Here is a 14,902-nt window from a genome sequence, read left to right on the forward strand (position 1 = left end):
GATGCCGGTTTGCTTTCTCTACAGATTAAGCATGGCACATTGTTAGGGGGGCGGGTCCATCTTATTTCCTACAATGGATAGAGATAGCACCCTGTGTAGGAGCTCGCTCCGCGAGCGAAATGATCGCTCGGAGATCGGGCTCCTACGACAGAATTAAGGAGAGACCTTTGAACGACAGAACATTTATTGGATACGATATTATTGGTGATGTGCATGGATGTGCACTGAGCCTGCGTATCCTGCTCAGTCGGATGGGGTATACCCAGCAGCAGGGGGTGTATCAGCATCCCAGCCGTCAGGCTATTTTTGTGGGTGATATTATCGATCGCGGCCCGCATATTCGTGAAGCCTTGCACCTGGTACACGATATGGTTGCCGCTGGACATGCTCAGATCATCATGGGCAATCACGAATACAACTATCTCTGCTATGCCACACCGGCTCCCAGTGGCTTCGCTCAGCCCTACTTGCGTAAGCATACGCCACGGAATAAACGTATTCTGCAGGAAACCCTGGAGCAACTTGCCAACCACCCTGATGATCAGCGCGACTTCTTGAGCTGGTTTGAGCAGATGCCGGTATTTCTGGATTTTGATCATTTTCGCGTGGTACATGCCTGCTGGCATCAAACCCTGGTTGATCGCTTTGTCGCCATGAATGGCAGCAACCGTATGCGCCGTGGCTTTTTGTTTCGCTCAGCCGTCGATGGTTCACAAGAACACGAAATCATGGATATTCTGCTCAGAGGAACCCATCTGGAACTACCCAATGACGAAGTGATGGTGAGTCGGGATGGTTTTGAACGCAGTTTTTTTCGAACTAAATTCTGGCTCCGTGATCCCTACTATTTGAATGATGTAGTGTTTCAGCCAGATCCTTTGCCAGCTCACCTTGCCAGGTTGCCGCTGACCCGGGAGCAGCGCAGTGAACTGACATGCTATCGTGAGGACAACAAGCCCCTGTTTATCGGGCATTATTGGTGTGAAGGTGAGCCTGAAGCCTTGTCACCCAGCGTGGCTTGTCTGGACTACAGTGCGGTGAAATACGGCAAGCTGGTGGCTTACCGGCTGGATGACGAAGCTCGAATTCAGAACAACAAGTTCGTCTGGGTGGATGTCGCCAGGGAAGTGGTTTTTAACGATTAAGGGAAAACAATCTATGCCATGGCAAAAGAGCTGGTTAACGCTCAGTCTGATCATCATCAGTGTCGCGGTTTCGCTGGCAATCGGCTTTGGTGATAACCACACCATCATGCGCCTGCTGACATTTACTGACTTTTCTGTACGTGGCGGGCAAATATTGCATCATACCCTGAGTGGTATGTTATCCACTGGGCAATGGTGGCGTCTGGTAACCCCGGCCTTCATGCATTTCAGTGAACTGCATCTGGTTTTCAATCTGTTGTGGATCTGGGTGGTGGGTCAGCGTATTGAGTTATTTCAGGGGCGCTGGGTGTTGTTGATCCTGGTAGTGGTTTCCGCGGCGCTCTCCAACCTGGCTCAATTTCTGATCAGTGGTCCGATGCTTGGGGGGATGTCAGGGGTTGTTTATGCTGTGTTAGCTTACTCCTGGTTGTGGGATAAGCGCGGTTTTCGGCCTGTTTTTGGGCTGCCGCCAACATTGATGGGGTTTATGTTGCTCTGGTTAGTGCTGGGTTATACCGGCATGTTACAGATGCTCGGTATGGGTTCGGTGGCCAATACGGCGCATCTGGTTGGCTTGCTGGTCGGACTTATGTTTGTCTTGCCGGTACGTTTGTTGCAAAAACGCCCCTGAACAGTGGCTGTGATAGACTGAATTAATTTACGGGAGAGCTCGGATGACATTTGATGAAATGATAGACGCAATGACAGTCGACATCTACCAGTCGATGAGGCGCTCTATCGAACTGGGTAAGTGGCCCAATGGTGAAAAACTCACCCAAGCGCAGCGTGAACAAAGCTTGCGTGCGGTGATTGCCTATGAACATAAGCGTAACCTGCCAGAATCAGAACGTGTCGGTTTTATTGATCGCACTCGTGCTGATGGCAAACAGCATGGCTCTGATCCGCTCGCGCCGGATGTGCTGAAAATTCTCAATTCGTAAGGAAAGCAGATTTCATGTCAGTAAAACCGGTTATCTATCTGAAAGACTATACCGCTCCTCATTTCCTGATCGACAGTATTGCACTGCACTTTGATCTCGAAACGGATTCGACCTGTGTTACCAGTCTGTTGAAAGTCAGACGTCACCCTGATTTTCCTGACGCCACACAGTTACAGCTGGACGGGCATGAATCACTGGAACTGACTGGTCTGCGTCTGAACGGTCGTGAACCTGATGCTAAACTGATAACCCGACAGGGTGAACAGCTGATTTTGGATCAGGTACCGGAGATGTTTGAACTGGAGATAGAAACCCGTCTTAATCCGGCTGAAAATACCGCGCTGGAGGGTTTATACCTTTCTGATGGTATGTATTGCACTCAGTGCGAAGCGGAAGGCTTTCGCCGTATTACCTTTTATCCTGACCGCCCGGATGTTATGTCGGTATTCAGTACCACTCTGGTTGCTGATAAAACGCGCTTTCCGATACTGCTGAGTAATGGTAATCCAGTAGAGAAGGGTGAGTTGGAAGATGGCCGACACTGGGTCACCTGGCAGGATCCTTTCCCCAAGCCCGCCTACCTGTTTGCCTTGGTTGCCGGCGACCTGAGTTGTTTGGAAGATCATTTTATCACCTCATCAGGACGCCGAGTGACCTTGCAGATCTATGCTGAGCGCAAGGATCTTGAAAAGCTTGAACATGCCATGACCGCGTTGAAAAATGCCATGCGTTGGGATGAGCAGGTCTACGGTCGCGAGTATGATCTGGATATTTACATGATCGTTGCCGTGGACTTTTTCAATATGGGAGCGATGGAAAACAAGGGTCTGAATATTTTCAATACCGCTTGTGTGCTGGCGCATCCCAGAACCACCACTGACGCTGGTTTTCAGCGGGTTGAGTCGGTGGTGGCGCATGAATACTTTCACAACTGGTCGGGTAATCGGGTTACCTGCCGTGACTGGTTTCAATTGAGCCTGAAAGAGGGCTTTACCGTATTCCGTGACCAGAGCTTCTCCGCTGATATGCATTCGGCACCGGTGCAGCGGGTAGATGAAGTCGCCATCCTGCGTACAGCCCAGTTTGCTGAAGATGGCGGACCCATGGCGCATCCGGTACGGCCGGCATCATTTATCGAGATTTCCAACTTCTATACGCTGACTGTGTACGAAAAAGGTGCCGCCGTGGTGCGGATGCTGCATACACTGCTGGGTGCCGAGACCTTCCGCCAGGGAACTGATCTGTATTTTGATCGCCATGACGGGCAGGCCGTGACTACTGACGACTTTGTTAAAGCTATGGAAGATGTGTCTGGCCGTGATCTGACCCAGTTCAAACGCTGGTACAGTCAAGCCGGTACGCCACGCTTAGAGGTCACAGATACGTATGATTCGGCTTCTCGGCGCTACTCTCTCAGTGTTCGTCAGTCCTGCCCGGCGACACCGGAACAGTCAGAGAAAGCGCCTTTTCATCTACCTCTCAACCTAGGGTTGCTGCGTGCCGATGGTCAGCCTTTTGTGCTGGCTAATGGCCAGACAACGCAACTGCTCGAAGTGACCCAAGCCGAGCAAACTTTTTGTTTTGACGCTATAGATGAGCGGCCATTACCCTCACTATTAAGGGATTTTTCCGCGCCGGTCAAACTCAGCTACGCCTATACCCAAGCGCAGCTGCGCTTCCTCCTGCAGCATGATGAGGATGGCTTTAATCGCTGGGATGCAGGTCAGCAGCTGTCAATGCGGCTGGTAGAGCAACTGATGGAGTCTTTCCAGCGTGGTGAAGCCCTGAGCTTGCCCAAAGATTTTATCGACACCTGGGAGTCGTTACTAGAAAGTGCCAGTAACGACCCGGCCATGTCAGCTCTGCTGCTGACCCTGCCGAGTGAAGCTTATATCAGTGAAAATACGGCGGTTATCGATCCGGTTGCTATTCACCATGTCCGTCAGTATATGCGCAAAACCCTGGCTGAAGCGCTGGAATCCAGCTGGTTGCGTGTGTATCAGCAGCATGATGGAGAGCAGGCTTATTCACCGCTAGCATCCGAAATAGCTCGACGGAGTTTGCGTAATATCTGCCTTGCATATTTGATGGCGCTGGACAGCTCGGCGCATCTGGCACTGGCTCAGCAGCAGTTTGAAACCTCAGACAATATGACGGATCAATTTGCAGCATTGGTCAGTGTGGCTCACTCTGGATTCAGAGATTCAGCCGATGAAGTGCTGGCTGAATTTTTGAACCAGTGGCAGCATGAGTCACTGGTAATGAACCAATGGCTGATGGTGCAGTCCACTGATCCACGCCCGGGCGCACTGGACCGTGTCATACAACTGCTGGAGCACCCGGTTTACGATGCGCGCAATCCCAATAAAATTCGGGCGGTGATCGGTGCCTTCTGTCAGCAAAATGCGGTTAATTTTCATGCTGAAGACGCCAGTGGCTATCGCTTCCTGGCCGATCATATTCTGTTGCTGGATAAGCAAAATCCGCAAATTGCCGCCAGACTGCTGACACCGCTGACGCGCTGGCGTCGTTATGCACCTGCGCGTCAGGCGCAAATGCAGGCGCAGCTTCAGCGTATTATCGACAGTGGTAATCTCTCTGGTGATGTTTACGAGGTGGTCAGTAAAAGCCTTAAATAAGCATTTGTTATCCCAAGGTTGTAGCCTGCGGGCTCGCTCCTTGCGGATGGCTTAGATATACTCTGGTAAAGCTAAAATATAAAACTGTCAGGAAAGAAGAATGGATAAATATCTTGTTGCAGAGCAAAAGTTCGACCTACAGCAAAATTTCCGTCGCGCACTGAAGTGTCAGGAGCAACTGAGCACAGCGAAAGATGCCGTTAAGGAAGCACGCAGTAGCCGGGTGTGGATAGTGGCACTGATCGTGATAGTGTTTGCCATGGGGTCTGATTTCTTCCTGGGTGCATCAGCGGCACTTTTTGCACATTATTTCTATCGTATTATCCGTGCCTGGTACGCCGTCAGCCGTGCTGAAGAGTCGCTCGAAGAGAATGAGCGCTGGTTCAGTTCCAAGGGTTTGAAGCTGGAAGGGCGCGTGTTGTACTTCCGTGAGGACAGTCTGCTGGAGCAGCCACTGGACCCGTTTGATGATGAGTTGTATCGCTGATTTACGCTTAGATACTGCGACTAAAGGCGTCTAATGAGTGTGCTTTTTTATTGATACTGATCAACTGTTATTGGTGCAACTGCGGTATATAGTGGGGATAACCTACTTTCAGGAGCCAGTGAGATGACATTAATAGCGCAGTTGCATCAAGATCACATTAACCTGAGCCGGTTATTGGAATTAATGGAACTCAAAATCCAAAAACTGAAAGCCGGTGATGCACCCAACTTTATGTTGCTGTCTGAGTTGGTGGACTATATCGGTAACTATGCTGATCAGTATCATCATCCGCGTGAAGACCATATGTATCACTACTTTGCTGGACAGAGCTCAGCATTGGATGAGCATTTGCAGCAGTGCGAGGCTGAGCATGCTGATCTGAAACAGGCCTCCAAAACTGTCAATGAAACGGTCGATGCCGTAATGCATGATGCCGTGATTCCCATGTCTGACTTTATCGATCAGTTGGAAGCTTTTGTATTGCGGGAGCGTGATCATCTCGATTATGAAGAAACGGTAATCTTTCCAGGTATAGAAAAGATTGCCAAGACGAGTGACTGGGAAGTTCTTGAGCAGAAGCTGCCTGAACCGGAAGATCCGCTGTTCGGTGAAAAGCAGGGCGAAAACTACCGCGAACTATACAAAGCGTTGCTGCAGGATGTCATTGCTGCACGCTGACTTCCAGTAAACAAGGCTTGAAGCTTACTTTGTTTCGACCGTTATGCTTGCAGAAATAAAGCGCCTGATCAGCTGTCTGAATCAGGCTTTCAGTCAACTCGGATACCTCAGTGTTAACCGTGTGGTGTTGCTCACAAATGGTGATGCCCAGTGATGCGGTAATGCGCAGTGACTGGTTCTGATGGCCGGAAAACAGTGTCCGGCTGATGGTCTTACGCAAATTTTCAGCCACTCGGGTGGCTTCCGGCTCGGAACACCCTGGTAGCAGTATGGCAAATTCCTCTCCACCATAGCGCGCAATGCTGTCGGTTTCACGCAGCTGTTCTTTCAGTAACTGGGAAATATCCCGCAGTATTTTATCGCCGCTTAAATGCCCGTGAGTGTCATTGACCGGTTTGAAATGATCAATGTCCAGTAGTATGCAGCCTAAGGGTTCACCGGTGCGGTTGCAGCGTTTGATTTCACGTAGTAACTGCTGGCTGAAAGCGCGTCGGTTCAGTGCTCGTGTCAGCGGATCAATGCTGCTAAGGCGCTGCAGGGTCTCGCGGCTAATGGCATTTTCCATGCACACAGCAACTACCGACGCCAGGTGAGAAACATAATCGTAGCGTAACAAGTGACTGTAGCGACCTGGATCAGAGCTGCCGAGACACAGGCTGCCAATCAGGCAATCTTCTCTGATCAGTGGTAGCAAAGCACAGGACTGCACATCATCAGCGCCCCGAAAACAGGTAGAAAGGATGTGGGGGGTCGCCTCACCGCAAAATAAGTTGCTGTCTGGGTAAAGCTCACGCAAGGGGTGTTGTTGCCGGATCAGTTGCAAACCTGGAAAGTGATTGAAGCGTGCCGAGCCATCCAGCAGTTCTTGTACCATATCTTCCGGATCAAGCAGCATCAGTGTGACGGCTGACAGATTGAAGTTCTGGCGAAAGTGATTGAGAAGGTAATCAAGCAGCTCAGCCAGCGTGACGCAGGATAAAAGCTCCAGCTCAGCAGAAAAAAAGGACCTCAGCAGCTGCTCATTACGCTCTGCTTTATGATGCAGAATGCTCACACGTTGCCTGAGCTCCCTGTTTTCTTCAGCAATGGTTAAATCTGGCTGCATTGACTGAAATCCCTGATAGATTCAGAAAAGTCGTAAGTAATTGATCAAACTAAAAACTGGTAAATGCCCGAATGCGTACTAGTGTATATAAAAAATGCTCAGGAGAGAATGCAATGCGTGTTTTGATCACAGGTGGAACAGGTTTTATCGGTCAGGCTCTGGTCAAGGCGTTAAAAAGCCGTGGTGATGAGGTGCTGATTTTGTCGAGAAGCCCTGCCAATGATCCTGAGATAGTGACCTCGCTGGAACAGATTCAACAGCCGGTGGATGCGGTGGTTAATCTGGCAGGAGCCGGAATTGTCGACAAACGCTGGACTGAGGAGCGCAAACAGTTGTTACGCGTCAGTCGCATTGATACCACAGCAAAATTACTGCAATGGATAGGTCAGCAGACGCCGCGGCCAACGGTACTGGTTAGCGGATCAGCGATAGGCTACTACGGTAGTCAAACATCACAGACATTGGCTGAAGAGGCGGAGCCTGTAGATGGGTTCACGCATCAGCTTTGCGCTGATTGGGAAGCTGAAGCGTCCAAGGCGACTGAATTAGGGGTGCGGGTGTGTCTGATCCGCACCGGCGTTGTGCTTGGCGTGGGTGGGGCATTACAGAAAATGCTGCCCCCGTTCCGTTTAGGCCTGGGTGGTCCGATCGCTTCAGGGCAGCAATGGATGTCCTGGATACATCTTGACGATGAAGTTAGAGCGATTCTCTGGTTGTTGGACAAGCCGACACTTCAGGGGGCGTTTAATCTGACGGCACCAGAACCGGTCACTAATGCCGAATTTTCAGCCACCCTGGGTAAGGTGTTACACCGTCCAGCATTTTTTCCCCTGCCAGGATTTGTGCTGAAACTAATGCTGGGTGAGGCCAGTGAACTCTTGCTGCAAGGGCAACGAGTTGTGCCTGTGCAGTTGCAGGACTCCGGTTTTGAATTTCGCTATCCGGCTTTGCCGTCTGCCTTGAAGCAGCTACTTACCTAAATAGGTTGAGTAGCACCAGAATAGGCTTTAATTATGTAGGGTTAATTTCAGCCCGGCCTAGAGCTATCGGCTAAAAACTGCAAAAAAAACTAAAATTACGCTGAACAGCTCTTGCTTAACAACGTTGATCATATAGTCTTAAGTAGTATTCGGAATTTATCCAGATCATCCGGAAAGGCTGTGGTGTACGCAAATATCCATGTGTGCCTGCAGCCATATAATCAAAAAAAGAGAGAGAGTTATGCCCTTGCACGTTGCGGAACCAAAGGAAACGCTACTGGAACGTCTTAAAGCTGAAATATCTAAACGTCTACCGGACAGGAAATCAGCCCTGTTGTGTGAATTCGTAGACAGTTATTATCGCAATACCCCTCAAATGGACCTGCAAAAATGGCGACCGGATGATCTACTCGGTGCTACATTGGATATGTGGGAATTCATTCAGGATATTCCGGGTGAAACACCACGCGTTAAAGTATTTAATCCTGATTTTGAACAGCATGGCTGGCAATCTACCCATACGGTGATTGCCGTGGTGTCGGAAGATCGTCCATTTATTATTGACTCGCTACGCATGGAATTGAATCGCCAGGATGTAGCCATACATGCTATCAATAATGTGGTGCTGAACACACGTCGTAATCAGAAAGGGGCATTAACCGGGCTGGATGACCCCAAAGGACTGGCTGAATCAGTCGTTGCCATTGAGATAGATCGTCATACGGATCTGCAACGGCTTGAAGAAATTCGCACAGAACTACTTACTGTGCTGGACGAAGTGCGTGCGGCTGTTGATGACTTTGAACCCATGCTGGCCGCCGTTAAAGAACAGGCTGAGCATCTGAAAAAGCTTGGATCAGTGCTTGAAAAGCAGGGGTTGAAAGAAGCCAGTGAATTTTTAGAGTGGATGCAAATCAACTTTACCTTTCTTGGCTACGAAGCTTTTGAATTCAAAACAGTCGGTGATAAGCAATCACTTGAACCGATCAAAAATTCCGGACTAGGATTGTTACGCGACTGCAATCAGTCCTGCCGGGAAAAGCTGCTGGATGATGCTACGCTGAATGCCGATCAACATACCTTGCTTCCTGATCTGATCAGTTTTTCTAAAGCGGCGGCTAAATCGCGTATTCACCGTCCAGCCTACCCTGATTATATCGGCTTTAAACGCTTTGATAGCAAAGGCAAACTGGTGGGCGAAGTCCGCTTTCTGGGGTTATACACTTCAGCGGTTTACTTGCATTCTCCGCGTAGTATTCCAGTTATTCGCAACAAAATATCCAGCGTGTTACAGCAGTCAGGACTTCATGAGCAGGGACACGACTGGAAAGAGCTGAACCAGATTCTGGAAACCTTCCCGCGTGATGAGCTGTTCCAGATGCAGGTGGATGAATTGGCCAGTATGGCACTGGGCATTTTGGAAATCCGTGAGCGTCGACAGATTCGGGTGTTTCTGCGCCGGGACCAGCAGGGGCATTATTTTTCAGCACTGGTGTATGTGCCGCGTGAAATTTACAGCACCGAGTTTCGTGTGCGCTCGGAAAAAATTCTCAAACAGTCGCTGGGTTGCGAGCTGGCTGAGTTTACCACCTATTTCTCTGAATCCATTTTGGCGCGTACACAATTCAACCTGCGTCGCGCCGATGGTGAATCGGTCACAGATAGTTTTGACGTGGCTGATATCGAACACAAAATTCGCGTGGCTGCCCGTAGCTGGGATGAAGATCTCTATGAAGCCCTGACCGATGCCTCGGGTGAAGAGCAGGGGATTCACTGTTATAACCATTTCGGTGGTGGTTTCCCAGCCAGTTACCGTGCGCATTTCTCAGCACGAACGGCTGTTATTGATATCCAGCACATGCGTGAGATGTCTGAGAGTAACCCCCTTGCCATGAGCTTTTACCGGGCATTGGACCGCGAAGAGGACGAAATCAACTTCAAGCTGTTCCATTATGGCAACTCACTGCCTTTGTCTGATGTGTTGCCTATTCTGGAAAACCTGGGTTTGCGAGTGATAGATGAGCATCCCTACGAGATACAAACTAAAGATAATTGTATCTGGATACATGACTTCAATTTGCGTTACGGCGGTAAGCAGCATGCCTCTATGGAAATGTTGCAGACGACCTTTGAAGACGCATTCCTGAACATCTGGCGGGGCGCTTGCAGTAGTGATGACTTTAACAAGTTGGTGCTGGGTGCTGGGCTAGGCTGGCGACAGGTCAAAGTACTGCGCGCATACGCGGCTTACATGAAGCAGATCCGCTTTCCGATCAGTAATGAAGCCATCAGTGCCGCTCTGAACAATCATGTCGCCATTGCGCGTGAGTTAATCGAGCTGTTCAATGCTCGCTTGGAACCGGGTAAAGCTGATTCGAACGTGGCTGAAGCCGCAGAGGCCCGTATACAGGAAGCGCTGGAGTCTGTTTCCAGCCTGAATGAAGACCAGGTTATTCGTCAGTACCTGATTTTGATTAAAGCAACCTTGCGCACCAACTTCTTCCAGAGTAAGGGCGGTGTGCACAAGCCCTACATATCCTTTAAATTATCACCGGCTGAAATCCCTGATATACCCCAGCCACGGCCTTTGTTCGAGATTTTTGTATTCTCGCCTCGTGTAGAGGGTGTGCACCTGCGTGGTGGCAAGGTGGCTCGTGGTGGCTTGCGCTGGTCAGACCGGAGTGAAGACTACCGTACCGAAGTGCTGGGGCTGGTGAAAGCTCAGCAGGTTAAAAATGCGGTGATTGTGCCCGTGGGCGCCAAGGGCGGATTTGTTGCCAAGTACCTGCATTCAGGTATGAGTCGTGATGAATGGCTGGAAGAGGGGATCGCTTGTTATCGCATGTTTATCAGTGCCTTGCTGGATATCACTGATAACCTGGTTGAGGGTGAGGTGGTGCCGCCGAAACAGGTTGTACGGCATGACGAAGATGATACCTATCTGGTTGTGGCCGCTGATAAGGGCACTGCAACCTTCTCTGATATAGCCAATGGGATTGCCGCCGAATATAACTTCTGGCTGGGTGATGCTTTTGCTTCAGGTGGTAGCCAGGGCTATGACCACAAAAAAATGGGTATTACCGCTAAAGGTGCTTGGGTTTCCGTGGAGCGTCATTTCAGGGAAATGGGGCACAACACCCGTACTGACCCGTTTACTGTTGTCGGTATAGGGGATATGTCTGGTGATGTGTTCGGTAATGGCATGTTGCTGTCTGAACAGATCAAACTGATAGCCGCGTTTAACCATCTGCATATCTTCATTGATCCAGACCCGGATCCGGTGAGCAGTTTTGCCGAGCGTCAACGCCTGTTTGATCTGCCACGTTCCGGCTGGAATGATTATGATAAGAAATTAATTTCAAAAGGTGGTGGCGTATTTGATCGCTCTGCCAAGTCGATTCGTCTGACACCAGAATTGAAAAAAATGACGGGTGTGAATCAGGCGCAAATGACCCCCAATGATCTGATTTCAGCGCTACTTAAATCGCGTTTTGATCTGCTCTGGAACGGTGGCATCGGTACTTATGTCAAGGCCAGCTATGAAAGCCAGTCTGATGTGGGTGACAAGGCGAATGATGGGTTGCGTGTGGATGCCTGCGATTTACGCTGCCGTGTAATCGGTGAAGGTGGCAACCTGGGTATGACCCAATTAAGTCGTGTGGAATTTGCCCGTCAGGGCGGTCGCATGAATACCGACTTTATTGACAATGCCGGCGGGGTGGACTGCTCCGACCATGAGGTCAACATCAAAATTTTGATGAATGGCATGGTGGCGGCGGGCGATTTGACCCTCAAACAGCGCAATAAGCTGCTGGTGGAAATGACCGATGAAGTCTCCTCACTGGTACTGAAAAACAACTACCGTCAGGTGCAGGCGATTACGCTGGCTGAGCGACGCTCTTTAGTGTCCATGTCCGAGTATCAACGTTTTATCAATAAACTGGAAGCTCAGGGTAAACTCAACCGTAAGCTGGAATACCTGCCTGCCGATGATGTGTTGGATGAGCAGCGCTTAGCGGGTAAAGGTTTGAGTCGTCCCGAATTGTCGGTGCTGGTGTCCTACAGCAAGGCTGACCTGAAAGAGCGTTTGCTGGAAACCGATCTACCGGATGACAGTTATGTTGCCAGGGAATTGGTCACCGCCTTCCCGCGCCAGATGCTGGAAAAATTTGGCACTGAGTTGAAGGGGCACAGGCTGTGCCGTGAAATTGTCGCCACTCAGGTTGCCAATGAGATAGTCAACTTCATGGGGATCAATTTTGCTGATCGACTGGGCGTTTCCACTGGAGCCGATATCCAACGCATTACCCGGGCTTACGTCCTAATACGTGACATCTTTATGCTTAAAGATCTGTGGAAGCAGATAGAGCTACTGGATTATCAGGTTGATGCGGCTATCCAGTTGGAGATGATGGAGCGTTTGCAGTATCTGGTCAGGCATGCCACACGCTGGATCCTGCGTAACCGCCGAGGTGAGCTGAACTGCGAGCAGGAAATAAGCATTTTTGCTGAGCCATTGAAGCAACTCGCTGTGCATCTAGGCGATCTGCTGTGTGGTGAGCCCAGAGCGCAATGGGAAGCCGCCTATCAGCGTTACACGGATGCCGGCGTACCGGCAGAGCTGGCCAAGGTGGTGGCTGGTTCTGGTGTGCTCTTCTCAGCCTTGAGTGTCATCGAGGTAGCACGTGAGCAGAAAGTTGGTATGCAAACGGCGGCTCAGGCATTCTTTGGCCTGGGAGAGCGCTTACAGCTGCATTGGTTTGCCAATCAGTTGAATGACCTCGGTGTCGAGAATTACTGGCAAGCTTTGGCGCGGGATGCCTTCAGGGATGATCTTGACTGGCAGCAACGGGCTCTAATGGCTTCGCTGTTGCAGATGGATAAGTCTGATAAGCCTGAAACCTCAGCGAAACTGGAACAGTGGGTTGAGCTTAATCAACCACTGCTGGATCGCTGGGATAAAGTGCTGGCTGACCTCAAAGCGGCTAAAGCTCAAGACTATGCCATGTATACAGTGGCCGTGCGGGAGTTGTATGATCTTGCCCGAACCTGTATTTTCACTGCAGACTGACCAGCCATAAAACAGGGTGCTGTCAGTCATGAGGCTGGCAGCACCGCTGATGAGATATGTAATCATTGACCTGGCAATTAGCCGGGATGAGTATATGAAGTACTACCGTGGCCAAGCTATGCAAATTTCAGTGCGTGCACGCGATGGTCGAATGGTACGTTTGCCTGCCTCTGTGATGCGCCAGTTCATCACCCTTTCCGGTTTGCGCGGCAGTTTTGCCGTTTACTACGATGATCAAGGTCGACTGCAGCAAATAGACAGGCTGAGCTGAAGGCTGTCATTTCCCCCCCTGCCAAGGGTATAATCATTCCCGTTTTTAAAACCCTGGCCGAGACTGCTATGTTATATACACTTGCCCGATCATTGATGTTTAGACTGGATGCTGAGACAGCGCATAATCTGTCACTGACCAGTATGAACCTATTAGCTGAAACTGGGTTACAGCACTTGGCGGGAGCCAGAATGCGTCAGGCGCCTGTCGAGGTTATGGGGTTGCGTTTTCCCAATCCGGTTGGGTTGGCCGCGGGTCTGGATAAAAACGGCACCGCCGTAGACGGGCTCGCAGCGATGGGCTTTGGTTTTATTGAAGTGGGTACAGTGACTCCGCGTCCACAAGAGGGTAATCCCAAGCCCAGAATTTTCCGCTTACCAGAACATAATGCCATTATCAATCGCATGGGTTTTAATAATGCCGGTGTCGACCAGTTATTGAAAAATCTGGAAAAATGTCGCTATAACGGCATCCTGGGCATCAATATCGGTAAGAACAAGGACACCCCGAATAAACAAGCACACGACGATTATCTGTATTGCCTGCGTCGTGTCTATGATCGCGCCAGTTATGTAACGGTTAATATTTCCTCACCCAACACACCGGGACTGCGATCTCTGCAGTTTGGCGATTCGTTGAACAGCCTGCTGGATGCATTAAAAAATGAACAGGCTCGCCTGGCGCGCTTGCATAGCAAGTATGTACCCATCGCGCTGAAGATCGCGCCGGATATGGAAGAAGAAGAGTTTGAGCTGGTAGCCGGTTCGCTGAAAAGCTATGAAATAGATGCTGTTATTGCCACCAATACCACCTTGAGCCGTGAGGGAGTTGAAGATTCACCCTTAGCCCAGGAGTCCGGTGGTTTGAGTGGTGCGCCAGTCAGGAACTGCTCAACAGCCGCGATAGCAGCATTATCTCGCCATTTGAATGGCGCGTTGCCCATCATTGGTGTCGGTGGTATTACCGAGCCATTTGATGCGGCAGAAAAAATTGAAGCAGGAGCCAGCTTGGTACAGATTTATACAGGGTTGATTTATCGCGGGCCGAGATTGGTGCATGAATCAGTCAAGGCGGTTGAATCCTTAGTACGTCGTTAAGGATTGCGACAGTGGTTAAACCCTGCCGCAATCCCGCTCCATAATAAGAATTGATGAATCAATAATTATGCTAAGGTGGGATTTACCTGAATTGCAGAAACGCCGGACATACCATTCCAGTGTGCTTCGCGTCCTTCACGCCAACCGTTCATCCAGTGCGATCGCAGGTCTGCGATTTGAACTGGGCACTCTTCACGTGATCGTCCGGTCAAGCCGGCCATAAAACCACGGTTGTGTAGAGTAGAGCTACGGTCTCGTTTCTGTGTTCTCATAAAATACGCCTCTCAATTTCTATTTTTCATCGCGGAGCCGCTGCCAGAAAATAACAAACTGCCCCTTTCGCGTGTAGGCTATAAGGCAATCAACCTACACCTCTATACATATCTGAAACGAGCGAGTTTGGCTATTAATATTAACTATAATGTAACATAACGTTCATAGTGTTACGGATAGCGCAACTGCACAATGTTTATAAGAATCAGTAGCTT

The 14,902-nt window shown here is 50.0% G+C and carries 12 protein-coding genes; 10 read left to right on the top strand and 2 right to left on the bottom strand.

The features are described 5' to 3' along the window. The first annotated feature begins 167 nt into the window (after positions 1-167). From ACN0R1_RS17430 to ACN0R1_RS17455, 6 genes are all read left to right on the top strand, one after another. The gene (locus tag ACN0R1_RS17430) at positions 168-1,145 is read left to right on the top strand and encodes a metallophosphoesterase (RefSeq protein ID WP_417585189.1); all 978 of its coding nucleotides are present in this window, start codon (positions 168-170) and stop codon (positions 1,143-1,145) included. A gap of 13 nt (positions 1,146-1,158) precedes the next feature. Next, positions 1,159-1,776, top strand: coding sequence for a rhomboid family intramembrane serine protease (locus ACN0R1_RS17435; protein WP_417585191.1), 618 nt, complete (start codon positions 1,159-1,161; stop codon positions 1,774-1,776). 43 nt (positions 1,777-1,819) lie between these two features. Then, positions 1,820-2,086, top strand: a complete 267-nt coding sequence (locus ACN0R1_RS17440; protein ID WP_417585193.1) for a YeaC family protein — start codon at positions 1,820-1,822, stop codon at positions 2,084-2,086. A gap of 14 nt (positions 2,087-2,100) precedes the next feature. After that, positions 2,101-4,725, top strand: a complete 2,625-nt coding sequence (pepN, locus tag ACN0R1_RS17445; protein ID WP_417585195.1) for an aminopeptidase N — start codon at positions 2,101-2,103, stop codon at positions 4,723-4,725. Positions 4,726-4,825: 100 nt separating this feature from the next. Further along, positions 4,826-5,212 carry a hypothetical protein gene (locus ACN0R1_RS17450; RefSeq protein ID WP_417585197.1) on the top strand — a complete coding sequence of 129 codons (387 nt, stop codon included), beginning with the start codon at positions 4,826-4,828 and terminating at the stop codon, positions 5,210-5,212. A gap of 123 nt (positions 5,213-5,335) precedes the next feature. Then, positions 5,336-5,890 carry a hemerythrin domain-containing protein gene (locus ACN0R1_RS17455; RefSeq protein WP_417585199.1) on the top strand — a complete coding sequence of 185 codons (555 nt, stop codon included), beginning with the start codon at positions 5,336-5,338 and terminating at the stop codon, positions 5,888-5,890. Here the strand turns inward: ACN0R1_RS17455 and ACN0R1_RS17460 are convergent. After that, positions 5,874-6,995, bottom strand: a complete 1,122-nt coding sequence (locus tag ACN0R1_RS17460) for a DUF484 family protein (RefSeq protein ID WP_417585201.1) — start codon at positions 6,993-6,995, stop codon at positions 5,874-5,876. The two genes, ACN0R1_RS17455 and ACN0R1_RS17460, sit on opposite strands and share 17 nt — an antisense overlap. A 113-nt stretch (positions 6,996-7,108) precedes the next feature. Between ACN0R1_RS17460 and ACN0R1_RS17465 the strand changes: the two genes are divergently transcribed. The 4 genes from ACN0R1_RS17465 (at position 7,109) to ACN0R1_RS17480 (ending at position 14,414) form a co-directional block, all read left to right on the top strand. Further along, the gene (locus ACN0R1_RS17465; protein ID WP_417585203.1) at positions 7,109-7,975 is read left to right on the top strand and encodes a TIGR01777 family oxidoreductase; all 867 of its coding nucleotides are present in this window, start codon (positions 7,109-7,111) and stop codon (positions 7,973-7,975) included. A gap of 241 nt (positions 7,976-8,216) precedes the next feature. Further along, on the top strand, positions 8,217-13,046 hold the full coding sequence (locus ACN0R1_RS17470) for an NAD-glutamate dehydrogenase (RefSeq protein ID WP_417585205.1): 4,830 nt from the start codon (positions 8,217-8,219) through the stop codon (positions 13,044-13,046). A 49-nt stretch (positions 13,047-13,095) separates the two neighbouring features. Beyond that, complete coding sequence (locus ACN0R1_RS17475; protein WP_417585207.1) at positions 13,096-13,317, top strand: DUF2835 family protein; 222 nt, start codon at positions 13,096-13,098, stop codon at positions 13,315-13,317. Positions 13,318-13,385: 68 nt separating this feature from the next. After that, complete coding sequence (locus ACN0R1_RS17480; protein WP_417585209.1) at positions 13,386-14,414, top strand: quinone-dependent dihydroorotate dehydrogenase; 1,029 nt, start codon at positions 13,386-13,388, stop codon at positions 14,412-14,414. 65 nt (positions 14,415-14,479) lie between these two features. Here the strand turns inward: ACN0R1_RS17480 and rmf are convergent, their stop codons facing one another. After that, the gene (rmf, locus tag ACN0R1_RS17485) at positions 14,480-14,686 is read right to left on the bottom strand and encodes a ribosome modulation factor (RefSeq protein WP_417585211.1); all 207 of its coding nucleotides are present in this window, start codon (positions 14,684-14,686) and stop codon (positions 14,480-14,482) included. Positions 14,687-14,902: the final 216 nt, after the last annotated feature.

It is taken from the genome of Nitrincola sp. (assembly GCF_048264025.1).
In the GTDB taxonomy this organism is placed as follows: domain Bacteria; phylum Pseudomonadota; class Gammaproteobacteria; order Pseudomonadales; family Balneatricaceae; genus Nitrincola.

Excerpts from the sequence above, each read along its gene's own strand:
- ACN0R1_RS17465 (WP_417585203.1), top strand. The coding sequence starts at position 7,109 with ATGCGTGTTTTGATCACAGGTGGAACAGGTTTTATCGGTCAGGCTCTG.
- ACN0R1_RS17480 (WP_417585209.1), top strand. The coding sequence starts at position 13,386 with ATGTTATATACACTTGCCCGATCATTGATGTTTAGACTGGATGCTGAG.
- ACN0R1_RS17470 (WP_417585205.1), top strand. The coding sequence starts at position 8,217 with ATGCCCTTGCACGTTGCGGAACCAAAGGAAACGCTACTGGAACGTCTT.
- rmf (WP_417585211.1), bottom strand. The coding sequence starts at position 14,686 with ATGAGAACACAGAAACGAGACCGTAGCTCTACTCTACACAACCGTGGT.
- ACN0R1_RS17440 (WP_417585193.1), top strand. The coding sequence starts at position 1,820 with ATGACATTTGATGAAATGATAGACGCAATGACAGTCGACATCTACCAG.
- pepN (WP_417585195.1), top strand. The coding sequence starts at position 2,101 with ATGTCAGTAAAACCGGTTATCTATCTGAAAGACTATACCGCTCCTCAT.
- ACN0R1_RS17435 (WP_417585191.1), top strand. The coding sequence starts at position 1,159 with ATGCCATGGCAAAAGAGCTGGTTAACGCTCAGTCTGATCATCATCAGT.
- ACN0R1_RS17455 (WP_417585199.1), top strand. The coding sequence starts at position 5,336 with ATGACATTAATAGCGCAGTTGCATCAAGATCACATTAACCTGAGCCGG.
- ACN0R1_RS17460 (WP_417585201.1), bottom strand. The coding sequence starts at position 6,995 with ATGCAGCCAGATTTAACCATTGCTGAAGAAAACAGGGAGCTCAGGCAA.
- ACN0R1_RS17475 (WP_417585207.1), top strand. The coding sequence starts at position 13,096 with ATGAGATATGTAATCATTGACCTGGCAATTAGCCGGGATGAGTATATG.
- ACN0R1_RS17450 (WP_417585197.1), top strand. The coding sequence starts at position 4,826 with ATGGATAAATATCTTGTTGCAGAGCAAAAGTTCGACCTACAGCAAAAT.